This is a genomic window from Nonomuraea turkmeniaca (genome assembly GCF_005889735.1).
GTDB lineage: Bacteria > Actinomycetota > Actinomycetes > Streptosporangiales > Streptosporangiaceae > Nonomuraea > Nonomuraea turkmeniaca.
Window position 1 is genome coordinate 26,290 of sequence record NZ_VCKY01000034.1, and the last position, 16,262, is coordinate 42,551.

A 16,262-nucleotide genomic window follows, 5' to 3' on the forward strand; every position below is an offset into this window, starting at 1 on the left:
GACGTTAGCCGCCTAGCTCGCCATGCTCCCCCTGCTCAAAGATCGGGGGGCGGGCAATGGGGCTGGTCAGACCCAAAGTGATTTACACGACGTCGACCTCCTCGACGTCGCACACGCTGAACTTCGGCTCGGTGGGTTACCTCAATCGCATCGTCTTGCTGGTCAACTCGTACGCGGGCGTCAGCGGCGTTTCGGGCGGCTACACCCTGCACGACATGACCGCGCACACGCTTGGTTGCCGGCTGTACTCGAAGATCAACTACGGTAGCGACAGCTCGGTCACGGTCACCACGACCGATAGCACCAACCGCATCTTCATCTGGATGTGGGAACTCGACGACGCGGAAGTCTTCTACGAGTCGGGCACGGGCCTGACCTCGTCGTCGGCGAGCATGAGCGCGTTCGACCTCCCCGACGGCTGCACCGCGATCCTCGGCGTGTCCGCGTACGTGCAAGGCAACAGCGACAACTCCTCGACGAACTGGCCCAGCGGCTTCACCGCCCAGCAGTACGCGATCAACGACTGGGCCGACGGAAGCACCGCTAAGCGCGTGTGGGCGTCGGCGGCCGTGAACGAGTTCGTTTCAGACTCGCTGTCGTTCTCCCAGCAGCTCGTAACCGGCCTGGGATCGAACTTCCCGAACTACGCGTGGGTCGGCGGCGTGTGGGGTCCGCAGAAGGACGAAGAACCCCCCAGCGTGCCCGGCAACCTGCGCCTCAGCGGCATGACGCCCACCAGCGTAACGCTCACCTGGGACGCCGCCAGCGACAACAGCGGCGTGGCCGGCTACGGCGTGTACAAGGACGGCGAGAAAGTCGCTGACCAGTCCGGCCGCAGCCGGACGTTCAGCGGGCTCACGCCGGGCGTGCCGAGCACGTACGAGGTGGACGCCTACGACTACAACGGCAACCGAAGCGAGAAGTCCGGCTCGCTAACGATTGCGCCGATCAACGACACCACGCCGCCGCAGGCACCCGTCGTCCGGGTGACCGGTCTGGGCGCCGGCACGATCAGCGTGGCCTGGGACGAGCCCGCGGACGACAGCGCCGTCACCGCGTACGGCGTCTTCTTGAACGGCGTCCGGCAGGGCGCCGACCAGACGGGCCGCACCAGGACCTTCACCGGGCTGGTGCCGGGAAACCTGTACACGATCGGCGTCACCGCCGTTGACCTGCTAGGGAACAGGTCCACACAGGGCACGAAGACGGTCAAGGCGCAAGCGGACGTGACCGCGCCCACGCTGCCCGGCAACGTGCGCGTCCTGTCCACGTCGCAGACCGCCGTCACCATGGCGTGGGACGCCTCAGAAGACGACAACGTGGGCGTCGCCGGCTACGGCCTGTGGCTGGGCACGCGGCTCGTCGCCACCGTGCCATCGACCGTTTTCACGTTCGTCGGCCTCAGCCCAGGGATCACGTACCCGCTGTCGGTCGATGCCGTCGATGAGCTTGGCAACCGGTCCGAGCGGGTAACGGTCCCCGCCACCACGCTGGAGGACACCTCGGGGGCGGCACCACCGTATGAGTGCGTCTTCTACGACTGGTCGACCCACGAGCCCATCGACTCGCTGCCGCTGCAGAACCTGTCGTTCGAGTTGACCCTGGGCGGAGGCGGTGAACTGTCGGCGGAGATTCCGCTGTACGACGAGGCGTACAACGTCGGCCGGGTCGAGGCAGCAACACGCCCAGAGCGGACGATTGTCGTCGTCTACCGGGGAGAGCGGCCCGTGTGGATCGGCCGCGTCTGCGACCCGCAAGACTACGAATCGGAGACGGGCATCCTCCGCATCACGGCCGAGGAGGTCGTGGTCATCTACGGCCGCCGGTTCGTGAGCTTCACCGGCGCCAGGACCGCGACGAAGGCAGACACGGAGATCGACTGGCTGCTCGACCTGGTGTCGGCACCGGCCGACAAGCGGTGGCTGCGCACCGCTGGCGTCGAAGGCACGATCGCTGTTGACCGCGAATACCGCGCCGAGGACTACGCCCCGGTGCTGGACACCGTTACCGACATCGCCGCCGCGCCAGGCGGCTTCGAGTTCTGGTGCCGACCCGACTGGGACCAGGTCAACGACCGCCCGCAGGTCGAGCTGAGGCGCGTGTCCCGCGACAACCCTCCCAACTCCGGCCTCGTCCTGGAATACCCGGGCAACGTGAGGAGGTTCCGCCGGACAACCCGCCGGGGCCTGGCCACCGTCGTCCACGGCAAACTTTCCCTCCCCGACGGCGGGGTCCTGCTGGCGAAAGTCGTGCAGGACGAGCTGCACGCCAATGGGTGGCCGCGCATGGAGGACGCCTACACCTACGACGGGCTGACGACTCAGGCGGCGCTGCAAGCGGAGACGCAGCGGGCCGCAGACGCCAGCCGCGGAGCTCGGCAAGTGTTCGAGTTCCAATTGGCCATCTCACCCGATGTCCGCTGGTGGGAGTGGGAACTGGGCAGCGAGGCGCAGGTAGTGATCACCGACCACATGTATCCGGAGCGCCCGGACGGCAGCGCCGGCCTGGACCGCATGATGAAGATCGTGTCGCTGAGCGTGGAACCCTCGACGGACGAGGGCGAGCTGGTGACCGTCACCACCGCTGAACTGACCACCAGCGTGGACGAGTAGAAGGGAGGGGCCAGATGGCGCGAATCAACGCGGGTGACCTGACGCAGAAGACGCTGGTGGAGTATGTCCTGGACCTGCGGGCGCGGGTCAAGGCACTGGAACTGCAGGTCGGCATGCGAGCGGTGACATTCTCTCCGCTGCTCACGGCCGTGTCAGGTACAGCCTTTGAGACCGTGGCCTTCACCGTGTTTCCCCGCTCGGGTTCCAGTCTTGCCGTGGACGTGAACGCCAGCGCCGCCCTGGAAGTGCAGGCGACCGTGGACGGCATCCCGATCGGCCCTGCGGCCACGACCTCCGCGGCAGGCGCTGTCACCCTGCAGGGGTTCTTGCCGGACACCTGGGCTTTCGGCGACCGCAAACGAGTGGAGATCAAGGCGCGCCGACCGTCGGGGACCGGGAGCGTCACCGTGACCGTCCTTGGAGGCTGGCACCGGTAGCCCAAGCCCCTCGGCTCCACATCCCTGCAGCGCAGGTGCGGCCGATCCTCCTCACCGAGGAGGATCGGGTCCCGTTCTTAGGAGGACGGCGGCGGGATGACCCTCTTGCCAGCGTTGAAGGCGGAGGCGTTGGGCTGCGTATCCACATCGACAATGACCACGTCGACCAGGCTCGCGACGGCCGTCGTCTTCTCATCGCAACCTCGAATGAAACCGATGGGAGTCAACCCGCTGGCTTCACCCTGGTCGTCTTCAGTGGCAGACATGCCACAACGGTACGCCGGCGGCGCTGAAGCGGCACCCCGCTTGGAGATGTAGAAGGACCTGCCTTCCTCCGGCGTGACGACACCGAGGGAACTCGCCAGAGTTACCGCAGGTGACAGCCCCGCAAGACGTAAGCCTCGTTGTCGTGTACGGTCCGCCGCCGTGACGTCCCCCACGATCAAGAACACCAGGTCCCGCAAACGCCGGCCAGCCGTACGGGCTCCGCGCAAGTGGAGCGCCGCTGCTGCCGTGAAGCTCAGGGAGGGCGGCTGGACGTATGCCGCGATCAGCCGCCAGTACAACGTCTCCCTCACCACCGTACGGAACGCTATCGACCCGCCGCCTTCCCCCCGCGCTGACCGGCCACCGTTCGACGTGGAGGCCGCAGCCGCCCGCTACCGCTCCGGAATGACCATCCGGGAGATTGCCCGGGAAACCGGCTACTCCCGGCAGCACGTGCACACCGCGTTGACCAACGCGGGCGTGGAGATGCGGCCGCTGTCGGCACCGCGCGCCTCGCGCATCACGTCGGCCAAGCGGGCCGCCATCGTCGCCCTGTGGCAAGAGGGCACATCCCTGCACCAGATCGCCGTCCAAGTCGGCAGCACAGGGGAAACGATCCGCAAGGTGCTCGCCGGTGCAGGCATCGACGTGACCAGCCGGATTCACCGCATTGACCACAATCGCGCCCGGGAACTCCGCCTCGCCGGGTGGACGCTCGCCCGGATCGGCGCTGAGCTGGGCACGTCGCCGCAGTACGTGTGGAACATCACCCGCGATGTGCAGGGCGTGCCAGACCGGCGTGGACGCGCTCGGATCGTTCCGGAGATCGCCGTCAAGATGTACCGGACCGGCGCGACGATGGCGCAGATCGGGCAGCGGTTCGGCACTGGCCGGTACGCGGTGCGAGCGGTGCTTGAGGAGCACGGGGTCGTCATACGCCACGGCGGCCAGCAGCGGCGCGAGCTCGACCTCGACCGTGCCCGGCAGTTGCTGGCCGACGGGGCGTCGCTCAGGCACGTTGGGCGGGTTCTGGGATGCAGCGCCTCAACGTTGAGCATCCGCCTGCGGGAAGCCGAGCGGGGCATTCAGCCTGGGCAGCGCGGGGGCGGGGTCAGCTTGGCCAAGCGGCGGGCGATCGCACGCGCGTGGAAGGCCGGTCGATCCATCACGTGGATTCGCGCGCACGTTCATGTCTCGTATACGACGGCGGTCAGGGTCGTGCGCGAGCTCGGTGATGATCCTGCGCGGGCGCGGCAGCAGGGGCAGCGTGGTCCACGGCCGGAATCTCGTCGGCTGAATCACCGGCGGATGACGCAGTTGCACGCGCGCGGCTGGTCGGCTGCGCGTATCGCGCAAGATCTCCAGGCGTCGCCGCAGCACGTTGCGCGGGTGCTGCGGAGGGCCAAGGAGCACCTTGCGGAGCGCAGTGAGGTGGTGTCCAGATCTGCCTGAGGGACCAGGGCTGGAAGGTGGAGGCGATCCTGCAATGAGGCGGGGGAGGAGCGGCTCCCGTTCCTCCCCCGCCTCATTGCGTCACTCGTCCCCGAGGCGTTCGTCCTCGTCGTCTTCGTCTTCGAAGGTGATTTCGCCGCCGAACAGCGTCACGGTCGTCACGGCGCCGAGATCGTCGCCTTTCATGACGAGTTCGCCGCTGAGCCCATGCCCGGGGTAGGCGTCCATGATGGCGCGCAGTTCTTTTTCGATGTTGCCCATGTCGCGCGCGAGTTCAGGGGCAGCGGGCACGAGGGAGACGGCGACGGTTTCGCCAAGGCTGTCGTCGAGGTCGAACAGCAGGTTGACGGGGTGGTCGAAGACGATCGCGCTGTGGTCGTAGTTGGTGGGCAGGTGCGGACTGTCGGTAGGGATCATCGAGAGCGGGACGGGGATGTCGAAGGCGAACTCGCCTTCGTAGGTGTAGCTGATGCCCATGGGTTCCGCTCCTGTGTGAGGGAGGGGCGGATAAGCCGCCCCGTTGTCCTGAGAAAATAGTACAGGATAGTTAATTGGATGTCGAGTTGTCGGCCTCCTCATGATCGGAGCAACCAGGCCACCAGCTTCGGCAGTCGGTGGCCGCTCCATGGCTGACGCGCCGCCCCTCACCCTTCGAGCACTTCGGATAGGAGTGCCCGCGCCTGCTCATCGTCTGTCGGAAGACGCAGGTCCCGCATCGGCGTCCTCTGGCCTGGCGGTCCTCGTGAGGTGCGGCCTCGGGGTGCAGCCGCAGCGGGCGGCCAAGAGCGAGCGACAGCGGGTGCTGACCCGCCGCCAGCAGCTCGCGCTGCCGGCGGGTCAGCGAGCGTCCCGCCGACTCGCGCGGCGGCGTGATGGGCTCGGGGCCCTCGAAGAGCGCAAGGTCTGGCGTCGGCTCGCCGCCTCCCGCCTCGGCTGTCATCGGACGCCGCCGGTCTGGCCGGAGTCCCAGCCGCGCGCGGCCGCCTCCTGGCGGAGTTTCGCGGCGATTGGAAGGCCGAGCGTCTTGTCGAGGTAGTAGCGGTGCCGGCGCGCCTCGTCGGCGAGCGCCTCCCGGTCGGACTCGACAGCGGCGGAGGCACGGCGCAGAGCGTTCTCCCACAGGAGGAACGCTGCTCGCACCTCGGCGCGTACGGCGTCGGCGATGGCCGCTTCCCCGCCGGGGGCGAGGGTGGGCCGCTTCTTGCGTGCGTTCGGGTTCATCTTGTGCACGGGCGGGGCGATGGGTTCGGCGATGGCTGCCATGGGGTTGTCTCCTTGCGAATGCGTGAAAAGGCGAACGGCCCGCAGAGCGGGCCGCTGATGTCGGTAACGTCTGGGCTACCTTCTGAGCGGGTACGGTTTCCGGGGCGTGGTGTCGATCGCGCCGAGGTCGCGGAGCATCTCGGCCACATCGGCGAGCGTGGCCGGCCGCTTGGCTTTGATCGCGTCCATGAACTCGGGAAACCGCTCGGCGGGATTACAGTCGCCGTCGAGAAACCTCCACGTCGCCGTGGACGTTGGCGGGGTTGCTGCGGTCGCTTCTCTCCTGGACGCTGAACTGCCAGTCGCTGCCGTGGTTGCTGTCGGAGGAGATGATGATGTCGTGCACGGGCACCACGCTCGCGTAGCGCGCCTCGCTGGAGATGACGAAGGTGAGCGTATGGCCCGGCTTCAAGTCCATGGGAGTCCTTCCTGACACGTCACTCTCGACCCCTTTGTTACGTTATAAAGAATACAGCATAGTTAATTATGTGGCGAGCTGTCACCTCTACACCCCGCACGGAGGAACGGGGTTTGCGGGACTTTCGGGACGGGCTCTACGCGCGCGGGCGCGCAGCGGGCCCTCACCGTGCCCGGGAGGTGCCCGCTGATCTGACCTGTCAGAAATCGCCCTCCGCCACTTGGAAGACGGGCAGGCCAAGGTCTCGCCACATCCTCACAACTTGGCCTCTGTCGTCGAACACGTACTCGATGTCGAACACGTCACGCACATGCTCGTCGAACAGTTCCAGCTTCACCACGGCGTCGCGGCGGCGGTCCCCTTCACGGCGCATGAACGGGCCGATGAACGGCACACGCAGATGCTGCTTCAGCCACAGCGTCGTCGTTTCCTCGCACGCGGTCGTGCGAGCTGACATGACGATCACCTCGTAGCCGTCGGCGGCGGCCGACCGTACGGCGTTGATCACTGGTGTGTTCGGCTGGTCCTCCCCCACGCGCGACTCGTCGTACGGTGACCGGTTTCCCATCAGTGCCAGGGTGCCGTCCACGTCCGCGATGATGGCGCGCCGGCCGGTGCCCGGCTTCGTGTACGGAACGAGCGTCATGGCCGGCGCCTCCACCACCGGGACGGCCAGCGGCAGCGTCCGCCCGGCGAGGAAGCGCCGATGCATGGATTGGATGACGTCGGCGCCGACGCTGCGTGGGCGGGCCGCGTCCCGCTCGATGCACACCTGCAACGGCACATGGGTGAAATCGTGCACCTCGATCGTGGCGCGCGAGCGGGCCGCCAGGCGGGCCAGGTCGCGAACCACCCGTGCGGGCAGGTTCGTGTCGTCGCATGCCACGTCGATGCCGCGCCGCAGCAGTTCGGCGATGAGGCTGTCGCGGGCAGCCACCACCAGTCGCTCGGTCACGTCCCCGGCGAAGACGCTGTTGTGCAGCATGGCCCGCAGGTCGTCGCGGTTCACGCGGGCGCGCCCGCCCACGTTCTCCTCGGCCCAGGCCTTCGCCCAGGTGCTTTTGCCCGAGCCGGGCAGGCCGCGCGTTATGTACAGAGTCGGCATGTCATACCTTCCAGAATGCGATGCGGACGCGGCGCAGCCACTGCTCAGCAGCCTCGCGGCAGGGCTGATCGGGTAGCGGGGACCTGATGGATGCGAAGGCGTCACCGGCGTCGGCGAGCAGCTTCTTGGCCAGGTCGAGACGGCCGTCGGCGACCTGCTCGCCGAACGCCGTGTGCCGCTCGGGGTCGTGTAGGACGACGTCCAGGCGGCCGGTCTTGTACAGGTCGCGGCCTTGTTCGAGGAGCCGTGACATGTGACGAGCCAGCTTGGCTACGCGCGCGCGCCGTGCCTGGGGGACGTCGTCGTCGCTGCGGTCGGCCAGGCGGCGGAGCTGTCCGCCCGCGTACCCGTAGTAGGCGTTGCGGACGCGCGGGGCCGACAGCAGCTTCTGTCGGATGCCGATCAGCTCCTCCCCCAAGCTCGTGCGTACCTCGTACAGGTGCGACGGCAGCCACAGCAGCTCGGTGACCGTGGGGTTGCACGACATCAGCAGCCGCGTCGCCTTGGCAGCCTCGTGCAGCGTGCAGTCCGGCTTGGTCGTGACGACGGACTCGTCAGGGCGATCCAGTCCCGTCAGGTCGATCGTCGGCGCGGCGAACACGCCGAGCCGGTCGATGTCGGAACCCGCGTGTGCGAGCCCGTACGCGGTGGAGCCGACGACGCCGGCCAGCAGGATCTCGCTCATGCCACGTCCTCACTGATCGTCAGCCACGGCTTGTCGGCGTCGGGATAGACGGCTTTCCACGCGTACGCGGCGATGTCCGCGCCGTCGATCACGTTGAATACGGCGCCGGAGTGCTCGTGGGCGAGCACCTCGCGCACCATCGCCTTGCGGTCGCCGTCGTAGACGTAGCTGGCCAGGTTGGCGAAGGCGGTCACGTTGGCGACGATCGCCGCGGCGTGCGCGTTGAGCGCGTCGATGACGGACCGCAGCCAGGTGTGGAACTCGTCCGGGACCCCCTCGATCAGGGTCGCCAGCCAGTCGTCGCCGACGGCGACGATCTGCTCGGCCCGCGCCGGGTCCAACGCGAGCAGCGACGCCCACTCCTTGCGGTGGGTGACCAGGTGCCGGCAGGCGTTGACGGCGAGGTACTCCCACGCCGTACGAGCCGTCACCCCTGTGAGGATGCGGTGAAGCGCCTTGTAGTCGTCCTGCTTGATCTTCACCAGGGTCGGCCGGTCGGCGTCCTGCCACACCTGGACAACGAACCCTTCGGCGTCCGCACGGTCAGGCGCGGTGAGCGCCTGGCGCAGAGTCGCGTACTCGAATACCGGCACCTTCGGCCCCGGCCAGTCGAGGTCCTCGGCCTGGATATGCGCGCCCGTGAGGGTGTCGATGCCGCCGAGCAGCACCAGGTCGTCCATGCCGTGGTAGTTGATGACGATCCGCCCGGCCGGGTAGATGATCTCGAACAGGTACGTGACGGCAGGGTCGACGGCGACGCGGCCGGCGTACCGCTCGCGCCACACGCGGGTGGCGTGCAGCGCCTGCGGCGAGGTGAACGAGCCGCGGGTGGCGATCGCGTACCCGCCCTCCTCGGCGTCCGGGTACAGCACGCCCAAGCTTCCGTCCATCTTGTCGGTGACAGTTGCCGGAGCGTCCAAGTCGAGGTCGCCGTTGAGCGGGTCGCCCATGTTGAAGAACTTCGGGAAAGGCCTGGCGACAACGACGCCGGCGTCGTCGGCGATGAGCCCGCGGCAGGTGCGGGTGACAGGCGTCCATAGCCGGTCGTACTGCACGTCGACCGTGTAGTTGTAGATGTGCAGAGGTAAGCGGGGGTGGCGCTGGCGGCGTACGTGGCGATTGTGAAGGGCGCGCTCCAACTCGGTCATGTCGATCAGGTCGGACAGGTGGAGCTGGGCCACGGTGGCGGCGGGCATGACGGGCCTTTCCGGGAAGGGGTGACGAGGGGCGCACGCACCCGGCGTGCGCCTGGAGGAAGAAGCGGCTGAGCGGTCAGCGGGACGCGGCGGCGCGATCGCTGACGTGGACGACGGGAGCGTCCGCGACGGTCTGCACGACGACGTCCACGTTCACGCGGGTTCTTCCGCCGGTCAGCGCCACGTCGTATCGGCCTGCGCAGATGAGCACGGCGCGGCCGTGCGCGGTGACTCTGCCGTACACGGCCGCGTCATGGGTCGGCTCATGCGCCGCGCCCGGGGCCAGGTCGCGTACGGTTGCGGTGCAGTCGGTGCAGTACAGGCCGACGCCGCCGTGCGCGTACAGGTCCGTCTGCCAGGCATGGCCGGCAGGACGGGCTCCGCACTCTGCCCGCTGGGCCAGGCGCTCCGCGTCGGTGGCCTTGCGGTACGCCATGAACGCGGCCGTCCAGGAGCCAGGGCTGCCAGGAGGGCACATCACGCTGTGGGTGCGGCAGCGCTGCGTGGAGCAGGCGAGGCCGTCGCACTGGATGTGCTGGAACGTGTCCATGCATGACGGGACGCCGCCGAGCAGCGTGAGGCCCTGCTGGCGCGCGTAGGCGGTGCCGCGCTCGTACACCTCAAGCTGGCTCGTGCCCGGCACGAGGAGGAATGTGTGGTCCTCGTCCTCGAACAGGACGGGGTTCGTCGGGGGCGCGAACAGTCCCGGCATGCCGGGCAGAGGCGTGGGCAGCGTGTCGCCCCATGTGGTGGAGGTCAAGGCAGGGGGTCCTTCGGTGACGGCGGCGGCACGCGCACGGGGTGCCGCCGTGCGGGTGTGCGGGGTCAGGGAGTTTCGACGATGAGGCGGGTCAGGTACGCGGCGGCTTCGGCGCGGAAGCGCGGTCCCAGCGGCTGGTGGCCCCACCAGTCGAGGCGGATGTCCTTGTGGTCGAGGTAGGCGAGCAGGTCGGCGGCGGTCGCCTCCCAATGGATGCCGCTGAAGACCTGCTCGTGCAGTTCGGCGAAGTCAGCGGGCGTCTTGCACGCCTGGAGCGCGTCGCAGCGGGAGCACGACGCCCAGCCGAAGATGAGCAGCCCGAAACGGCCGTCGTGGTGGCGAACCAGGCTGAAGCGGTCGCCGCTGCGGTTGTCGCCGTCTTCGGCCTGGTGCAGCACGGTGATCGGCATGGTGGACAGCAGCGACTCGTACGTCCACTTGGTCACTTCGAGGATGTCGCGCGGCGGGGTGGGGTGGGCGTGCGTCATCGCTGTCTCCAGGAGTTGGAAGTTGGCAGGAGTAACCGGGAAACTCTCCGAGTCACGCAAATAACAGTACAGGACAGTTAATAGAGAGGCGAATCGTCGTTCCCTCTCGGCGACGGCATCGTCGACCTGGCACTGATCGACGCCCTCGCACGCCCGCTCCCCCGCCGGGACTGTCGCACTGCGCGGCGGTCGCGCCGCCGTCATGCGTCCGCCTCCGCGAACAGCACGGGAGCAACGGCAGGAAACGGCCTGTTCGACCACACCACCTCTGTCCGGCTGTGGTAGCCGGTGCTCTGCCCAGTCGCCGCAGCGATCTCCGTGCGGTGCCAGCCCTCGTACAGCTCCCCGTACAGAGGCGAGTCGTACCCGGAAAGAACGACCGTGGCCCGGCACTGGCGGACATGCTCGGCGAGCTCCCGATGCTCGGCCTCGCCGGACATCTCGACCTTGTAGTTCCTGGCCCGCGTACTGCCCAAGTACGGAGGATCGAGGTACAGCAGCACCCCCTCGTGCCGCCCGTACAAGTCGATCAGGTCCAACGCCGGCCTGCACTCCAAGCTGACGGCCGCCAGCCGTTCGGCGACGGCCGCCATCCGGCTGACGTACCCAGCGAGATAGCCCGGCATCGACGAACTCGACCCGGCAGGATCGCAGTAGTAGCGCCAGCCAGTCTTGCGGAGCGTGCCCGCGCGGCCCTGCGTGAGCAGCACCCAGACGCGGCGCGCCCGCTCCAGCTCGTCGGCCTGGCCGTCGAGGTCGTAGGCGCTGGCGTGTTCGGCGCGGCCGTGCGGGGTGAGCGCGCACACCCGGGCGAGCTCGGTGGGCCGGTCGCGCAGGACGCGCCAGAACGTCATCAGGTCCTGGTCGATGTCGTTGACGGTTTCCATCCGCGAGGGCGGTTTGGCCAGGAGCACCGACAAGCTGCCAGCGAAGGGTTCGACGTAGTGATCGTGCGCATGCAGCAGCTGCACGATCTTGCGGGCGATCATGACTTTGGCGCCGTAGTAGGCGAACGGCGGCTTCACCCGCGGCCTGCCGGAGGACAGGCGCATGCGGTAGCTGATCCGCCCGATGCGGAGTGGGGACTGTGAGGGGCCAAGTGCACGCCGCGACGTAAGCACAAGATTGTGCTTAGGTCTGGCGGCACAAGGCGGACACATCCCGGGGGAAGGTGGGCACGGTGCCTCCACGCAGACGTAACACCAGCCAGGCAGGCGCTGGCGAACAGCCGGACGTCACCTCTGACGCGTCTGTTCCCGAACCGGAGACACCAGCAGGCGATGAACCTGAGCAGGTGTCCACGGGCCCGTCGGCAACCGTGCAGCCGCCCGCGGCACCTCTCACGCCGCCCGCTCCCCCGGCCCAGACTCAGGCTGACGTCGAGGCCGCCGACGCCGATGGCGAACCCGGTCCGCCTGCGCTCGAAGCCGACTTCGTCGACCTGCTGTGGGCGGACGCCGAAGCTGGCGAAGAGCTTCCCCAGGCCGACCCGGACGGCCTTTTCAACGATCCGGGCGACCAGTTCGGGTTCGTGCTCGTCGCGCGGCCGCTGGTGGCGCGACGGCTGCTGCCCGGGACCACCGACAGGACCAGCGACCATCTCATGGCTCAGAAGGGCCGGCGCATGAACAAGAACGCCGCCTGGAGGCTCCAGGAGACTCTTCGAGCGGTCCGGGCTCGGAGGCAAGCCACCTGACTTCGCGGGCCGCCGAGCTTCCAGGGCTCGGCTGGAGCTGATGATCGGCATGGGGGGCGAACATCAACTCCGGCCAGGGAGACAGCGGCCCGCGATCCAGTCCTGGGCGTGCGATGAGCGCCTGCAGCGGACATGTGCCGCGCGCTTGGTGGGGACCCTGCGCGGCCACGCCCCGCGGGAACAACGCGCATCGCACGCCCAGGACCAACCCTGATGCACCCCTATCCACCCCGTCGGGAGGGCGCCATGGCGGACACCATTACCGCAATCGTCAACGCTGACGAGGTCGCCGTCCGCGCCGGCCTGCCCCTCCCCCTCGATGCGACGGCCCGCGCCGTCATCGAGGAGGCGATCGAGGACGCTTACGCTGAAGCGGCCGCCCACTTGCGACGGCCGCCGCTGCCGGAGACGTTCACGCAGAAGGGCGTCCGAGCGGACGGGCGGGGCGGCTGGCTGCTGAACTACGACCCGGTCGTGGAAGTTCTGAAGGTCGAGCCGGAGACGATCGCGAGCGATCCGGCGTGGGAGTATTCGCCGCCGCGGTACACGATCACCTACCGGGCCGGGCTCGATCCGGCTACCGATCCCCGCTACGGCAGGGTCCTGGCCCGGTATCTGAAGTGGGCAGCCGCGAACAGTCCACTCGTGCGCCGCCTGGCGCAGACGGTGCCGGGCTCCCGGCTGATCGCCTCGGTGAACATCGAAGGGCAGGGCGTGTCGTACGAGAACGCGGCGACCGGCCAGGACGCTGCGGGGGCGCCGCCGACGCTCGCCTCACTGGACGAGTGGGTGCGTCCCATCGTCTACCAGGCGCCCGACCTGGGCCCGCACCCGATCGAGACGGGCATGGCGTGGCAGTTCTAGCTGCTGACGTCAGCCTCGGCGCACGCCGGCGTACGCCACCTGTCGAGGACGCGTACGGCACGCCGGTCGCCGGCGAGCTCGGCCCGATGATCGGGCCCATGCCTGGCCGCGTTGTCACCTGGCCGGCGGCAGATGCCAACCCCGACACCGGGCCGGGCACGTGGGTGCTGGCCGTGGATGCCTTGCTGTGGCCGCTGGCTTCAGGTGACGCAGTGATCGAGGACGGCCGCTCGACTCGCGCATGGACCGTGACCGGCGCAGCGCTGCACCGTTCACAGTTTGATCCGTTCCTTGACTACGTTCGGGTCGAGTGCACCCGAGACGAGGAACCTGCATAAGAAGGCTAAGACGGCGGCCAACTGGTTTCGCCAGCGAAACGAGCGGTCCGGGAGCCACCTGACGTGCCATACGGGCAGGCGCCGGTTTCGTCAGAGAAACGAACGGTGTCTCGCCCAAGGGACGAGACACCGCGAAGGAACGGGGGAAGCCCCGTCATTCCCAGAACTCGACGATGGCATCCGCGACCGCGTCGAACTCCTTCATCGGCTTCTGGTCCCGCGCGTTGCTGAGCCAGAAGTGAAGCGGTTCCTGGTACTTATACGACTCCCCCACCGTCACCGCCTCAGAGATCGTTGGCAGCAGCATGGAACCGTAGTAACTCTCGATGCTCTTGGCCTGCTCGATGTAGTACTGGCCGCGATTGGTGCTCACCCCGTTCATGAGCACGTAGCGTAGATCGGCGGCGCCGCCGTCGAAGTCGTACGTCTCCTGCGCGTGAGCGATGTTACTGATCAGCGTGGTGAGGGTGTCGTCGTCCTTCTGATCGGGCTTCAAAGCGCCGATGACGAAGTCCGATCCGCCGAGCAGAGTGGTCTCCCACGTGTCGTAGGAACCGCGGAAGTCGATGATGAGGATGTCCAGGAGCCCCTTGGGCAGGCTGGAGACGGCTCGCCGCAGCCACTTGTCGTTGGCTTTCGGGTACCTGCCATCCTTGATGTCATGGGAGGCGTAGGCGATTTCCCGGGAGCCGAGAGCAAGCCACAGGTTCGGGATCACCTCGAAGGCGTCGTCGTCGTCGCCCTCCTCCTGCACACGTGTCCGCGCTGGCACAAGCGCTTCCTCCAGCGACTTTTCGCCGTGCAGGACGTGGTACAGGTTGTTCATCTTCGCCAGACGCGCATAAACGGCCTCGGCGCGCGCGGCGTACTTCTTCTTGTCGACGACGCCGTACCCGAGGTAGCAGGACGCGTTCATGGAGGAGTCGCCGTCGGCGATTCCAACCTTCTTACCTTTGAGCGCGCAGGCCACAGCCAGGTTTACTGCGTCGGTGGTTTTCCGTGTGCCGCCGCCTTCGTTGGCTATCCCAACTACTACGGGGCCATCTGGGTAGAGACGTGGGCGGTCGGGTCTGTTCATGTCGTTGCCTCTGCGGGGGTGGGGAGTTTCGCCGGCGAAACGCTGAGGAAGTCGTTCTCCTCGGCGGTGGGCTCGTAGCCAGCATCGACAAGGCGGCGAAGGTAATCGGCTTCGCGCGGCGTCCAGTCGGTCGCCAACTGCGTACGCAGGCACAGTTCGGCCGCTGCGAACGCGGCCGCGTCGGCCAGCCGTACGAGATCGGCGGAGTTGCGTCCGGCGAGCTCGTCAAGGTCGGCAACGTCCGCGGGAGACAGCGCTGCGGCAGTGGCCGCAATCTGCCGTTGCTCCTGCCTTGCCGTTGTCAGGACAACAGCCGCCAGCCGGACCGTGATGTCGTCTGGGTTGCTGTAGTCGCGGTCGGCCAGTGTTCGCTGCAGAGCGGCAACACGAGCGGCCGCCTCGCCTGTGCGGCGGCGAGGTTTCGCCGGCGAAACCTGAGGGTCACTGGCCGGGGTGCGATCCTTGGTCGCATCAGGCTGTGAGTTCGGGGAAGGGTTTGGCGGGACGGCGTCGCCAAGATCCCCGGCAGCGTCGTCGCCAGCCGGTCCACCCTCCTGCTTACTCCCCTCCTTGCGCTGCGGCTCCGAAGGTTTCGCTGGCGAAACCGGTTCTTCTGAAGATGCGCTTCCGCTCGGCTCCTCGCCGCCCGTCGCCGGCACTGGGCCGTCGGCCGGTCCTGCTGGTGGCTCGGCTTCAGGTGGCGTGGGTGACGTCGTGATGCCCATCATCGCTTTGACGGCCTGGCGGGCCGTGAGCGATTCGCTCTCCATGAGCTTGTAAGCCTGTTCGATCAGTGAATGATCTTTCAGGCTGGTGAGCAGATGATAGGCGCCTTCAGCGGGGAGTTTGCCGCTTCGAACGGCTTCGCGTGCGGGCCCGTCGGGGAACCGGTCGTACAGCGCGATCAGCTTGGCGACGCGGCTTTTGCCGCCGCTCATCCCGCCGCGTCTGGCGATTTCCTCATAGCTGAGGCCGTCCTCGTGATGGGCGCGCCAGCACAGCAGCCCTTCCTGGATCGGGTTCAGGTTGCGACGACGGCCGTTCTCGGACATGAAGATGAAGTCGCCCTGCTCGAGCAGGGAGTTCCGAAGGACGACGGCCATCTCTTCGGCACCCTTGGCGAGATGCGCACGCCAGCGGCCCTCTCCGGCCAACAGCACGAATTCTGCTTCCGGGTACTCCGTCTGCAGTTCAGAGGTGTACTGCGGATACTTGTCGAGATACGTGCCCAGCGTGCACAGCACGGGGTCATGGATGGTGCCGACGTTCTCCAGATTGTCGGCGAAGGCTTCGAACTCCTGGCCCATCCAGTCGTCGTCATCGCGTGGGTTGCGAGGGTTCGGGGCGATCTTCTTGATGTCGATGCGGAAGCGTGAGCCTTCTGGGCGCAACCCGCGCACAGGGATGCCCATGGAACCTCCGGCGCCTCCTGAGGCTCGCTCGTACGTGGGCTGTGTGGCCTCAGTCGATGGGGATGTGTCAGCGCCTGCTGCTGCGTTTCCCTTCTCGTCGGAAGCGCCTTGCGCCGTCTCTCTGCGACCGGCTTTACCGCGCGGCATGGCCCACCTCCCCGCGGAGGACGTGGGCGCAGGTTTCGCCAGCG

The 16,262-nt window shown here is 67.7% G+C and carries 18 protein-coding genes; 5 read left to right on the forward strand and 13 right to left on the reverse strand.

Annotated features, from left to right (window positions below; translation table 11 throughout):
* Positions 1 to 56 precede the first annotated feature (56 nt).
* The gene (locus ETD86_RS12905; RefSeq protein ID WP_138666371.1) at positions 57 to 2,612 is read left to right on the forward strand and encodes a fibronectin type III domain-containing protein; all 2,556 of its coding nucleotides are present in this window, start codon (positions 57 to 59) and stop codon (positions 2,610 to 2,612) included.
* 14 nt (positions 2,613 to 2,626) lie between these two features.
* Positions 2,627 to 3,049, forward strand: coding sequence for a hypothetical protein (locus ETD86_RS12910; RefSeq protein ID WP_138666372.1), 423 nt, complete (start codon positions 2,627 to 2,629; stop codon positions 3,047 to 3,049).
* 77 nt (positions 3,050 to 3,126) lie between these two features.
* On the opposite strand, the gene ETD86_RS12915 is transcribed toward ETD86_RS12910, so the two are convergent.
* A complete protein-coding gene (locus ETD86_RS12915; RefSeq protein WP_138666373.1) occupies positions 3,127 to 3,315 on the reverse strand; it encodes a hypothetical protein in 189 nt (62 codons plus the stop codon).
* A gap of 247 nt (positions 3,316 to 3,562) precedes the next feature.
* Here ETD86_RS12915 and ETD86_RS12920 point away from each other — a divergent pair, with 247 nt between their 5' ends.
* Entirely contained in the window at positions 3,563 to 4,768 is a 1,206-nt protein-coding gene (locus tag ETD86_RS12920; protein ID WP_138666374.1) for a helix-turn-helix domain-containing protein, read from the forward strand.
* A gap of 81 nt (positions 4,769 to 4,849) precedes the next feature.
* Here the strand turns inward: ETD86_RS12920 and ETD86_RS12925 are convergent, their stop codons facing one another.
* The 10 genes from ETD86_RS12925 to ETD86_RS12965 all read right to left on the reverse strand — a co-directional run bounded on the left by ETD86_RS12925 (position 4,850) and on the right by ETD86_RS12965 (position 11,735).
* Positions 4,850 to 5,245: a hypothetical protein gene (locus ETD86_RS12925; protein WP_138666375.1), complete on the reverse strand. Its 396-nt coding sequence runs from the start codon at positions 5,243 to 5,245 to the stop codon at positions 4,850 to 4,852.
* Between the two features lie 70 nt (positions 5,246 to 5,315).
* Positions 5,316 to 5,708, reverse strand: a complete 393-nt coding sequence (locus ETD86_RS55045) for a hypothetical protein (protein WP_170223054.1) — start codon at positions 5,706 to 5,708, stop codon at positions 5,316 to 5,318.
* Positions 5,705 to 6,031, reverse strand: a complete 327-nt coding sequence (locus ETD86_RS12930; protein WP_138666376.1) for a hypothetical protein — start codon at positions 6,029 to 6,031, stop codon at positions 5,705 to 5,707. The genes ETD86_RS55045 and ETD86_RS12930 overlap by 4 nt, the downstream gene beginning before the upstream one ends.
* Before the next feature lie 214 nt (positions 6,032 to 6,245).
* The gene (locus ETD86_RS12935; protein ID WP_138666377.1) at positions 6,246 to 6,449 is read right to left on the reverse strand and encodes a hypothetical protein; all 204 of its coding nucleotides are present in this window, start codon (positions 6,447 to 6,449) and stop codon (positions 6,246 to 6,248) included.
* Between the two features lie 199 nt (positions 6,450 to 6,648).
* Positions 6,649 to 7,554 carry a phosphatase domain-containing protein gene (locus tag ETD86_RS12940; protein WP_138666378.1) on the reverse strand — a complete coding sequence of 302 codons (906 nt, stop codon included), beginning with the start codon at positions 7,552 to 7,554 and terminating at the stop codon, positions 6,649 to 6,651.
* A gap of 1 nt (position 7,555) precedes the next feature.
* Positions 7,556 to 8,239, reverse strand: coding sequence for a nucleotidyltransferase domain-containing protein (locus tag ETD86_RS12945; RefSeq protein WP_138666379.1), 684 nt, complete (start codon positions 8,237 to 8,239; stop codon positions 7,556 to 7,558).
* Positions 8,236 to 9,435, reverse strand: a complete 1,200-nt coding sequence (locus tag ETD86_RS12950) for an RNA ligase (RefSeq protein WP_138666380.1) — start codon at positions 9,433 to 9,435, stop codon at positions 8,236 to 8,238. Before ETD86_RS12950 ends, ETD86_RS12945 begins: the two co-directional genes overlap by 4 nt.
* Before the next feature lie 76 nt (positions 9,436 to 9,511).
* A complete protein-coding gene (locus ETD86_RS12955; RefSeq protein ID WP_138666381.1) occupies positions 9,512 to 10,195 on the reverse strand; it encodes a hypothetical protein in 684 nt (227 codons plus the stop codon).
* Between the two features lie 65 nt (positions 10,196 to 10,260).
* On the reverse strand, positions 10,261 to 10,683 hold the full coding sequence (locus ETD86_RS12960) for a hypothetical protein (protein ID WP_138666382.1): 423 nt from the start codon (positions 10,681 to 10,683) through the stop codon (positions 10,261 to 10,263).
* Between the two features lie 200 nt (positions 10,684 to 10,883).
* Positions 10,884 to 11,735: a DNA adenine methylase gene (locus ETD86_RS12965; RefSeq protein ID WP_138666383.1), complete on the reverse strand. Its 852-nt coding sequence runs from the start codon at positions 11,733 to 11,735 to the stop codon at positions 10,884 to 10,886.
* Positions 11,736 to 11,977: 242 nt separating this feature from the next.
* Between ETD86_RS12965 and ETD86_RS12970 the strand changes: the two genes are divergently transcribed.
* Together ETD86_RS12970 and ETD86_RS12975 are read left to right on the forward strand one after the other, a co-directional pair.
* Positions 11,978 to 12,379 (forward strand): hypothetical protein, encoded by a 402-nt coding sequence (locus ETD86_RS12970; protein ID WP_138666384.1) that lies wholly within the window; start codon positions 11,978 to 11,980, stop codon positions 12,377 to 12,379.
* Positions 12,380 to 12,625: 246 nt separating this feature from the next.
* Positions 12,626 to 13,243, forward strand: a complete 618-nt coding sequence (locus tag ETD86_RS12975) for a hypothetical protein (RefSeq protein ID WP_138666385.1) — start codon at positions 12,626 to 12,628, stop codon at positions 13,241 to 13,243.
* 492 nt (positions 13,244 to 13,735) lie between these two features.
* Here the strand turns inward: ETD86_RS12975 and ETD86_RS12980 are convergent, their stop codons facing one another.
* Both ETD86_RS12980 and ETD86_RS12985 read right to left on the reverse strand, forming a co-directional pair.
* Positions 13,736 to 14,659 (reverse strand): ParA family protein, encoded by a 924-nt coding sequence (locus ETD86_RS12980; RefSeq protein WP_138666386.1) that lies wholly within the window; start codon positions 14,657 to 14,659, stop codon positions 13,736 to 13,738.
* Positions 14,656 to 16,071, reverse strand: coding sequence for a ParB/RepB/Spo0J family partition protein (locus ETD86_RS12985; RefSeq protein ID WP_138666387.1), 1,416 nt, complete (start codon positions 16,069 to 16,071; stop codon positions 14,656 to 14,658). Before ETD86_RS12985 ends, ETD86_RS12980 begins: the two co-directional genes overlap by 4 nt.
* Between the last annotated feature and the right edge of the window lie 191 nt (positions 16,072 to 16,262).

Bases quoted from the DNA above. Each gene is read 5' to 3' on its own strand.
- ETD86_RS12905 (WP_138666371.1), top strand. From the start codon at position 57: ATGGGGCTGGTCAGACCCAAAGTGATTTACACGACGTCGACCTCCTCG.
- ETD86_RS12910 (WP_138666372.1), top strand. From the start codon at position 2,627: ATGGCGCGAATCAACGCGGGTGACCTGACGCAGAAGACGCTGGTGGAG.
- ETD86_RS12915 (WP_138666373.1), bottom strand. From the start codon at position 3,315: ATGTCTGCCACTGAAGACGACCAGGGTGAAGCCAGCGGGTTGACTCCC.
- ETD86_RS12925 (WP_138666375.1), bottom strand. From the start codon at position 5,245: ATGGGCATCAGCTACACCTACGAAGGCGAGTTCGCCTTCGACATCCCC.
- ETD86_RS55045 (WP_170223054.1), bottom strand. From the start codon at position 5,708: ATGACAGCCGAGGCGGGAGGCGGCGAGCCGACGCCAGACCTTGCGCTC.
- ETD86_RS12930 (WP_138666376.1), bottom strand. From the start codon at position 6,031: ATGGCAGCCATCGCCGAACCCATCGCCCCGCCCGTGCACAAGATGAAC.
- ETD86_RS12935 (WP_138666377.1), bottom strand. From the start codon at position 6,449: ATGGACTTGAAGCCGGGCCATACGCTCACCTTCGTCATCTCCAGCGAG.
- ETD86_RS12940 (WP_138666378.1), bottom strand. From the start codon at position 7,554: ATGCCGACTCTGTACATAACGCGCGGCCTGCCCGGCTCGGGCAAAAGC.
- ETD86_RS12945 (WP_138666379.1), bottom strand. From the start codon at position 8,239: ATGAGCGAGATCCTGCTGGCCGGCGTCGTCGGCTCCACCGCGTACGGG.
- ETD86_RS12950 (WP_138666380.1), bottom strand. From the start codon at position 9,435: ATGCCCGCCGCCACCGTGGCCCAGCTCCACCTGTCCGACCTGATCGAC.
- ETD86_RS12960 (WP_138666382.1), bottom strand. From the start codon at position 10,683: ATGACGCACGCCCACCCCACCCCGCCGCGCGACATCCTCGAAGTGACC.
- ETD86_RS12965 (WP_138666383.1), bottom strand. From the start codon at position 11,735: ATGCGCCTGTCCTCCGGCAGGCCGCGGGTGAAGCCGCCGTTCGCCTAC.
- ETD86_RS12975 (WP_138666385.1), top strand. From the start codon at position 12,626: ATGGCGGACACCATTACCGCAATCGTCAACGCTGACGAGGTCGCCGTC.
- ETD86_RS12980 (WP_138666386.1), bottom strand. From the start codon at position 14,659: ATGAACAGACCCGACCGCCCACGTCTCTACCCAGATGGCCCCGTAGTA.
- ETD86_RS12985 (WP_138666387.1), bottom strand. From the start codon at position 16,071: ATGGGCATCCCTGTGCGCGGGTTGCGCCCAGAAGGCTCACGCTTCCGC.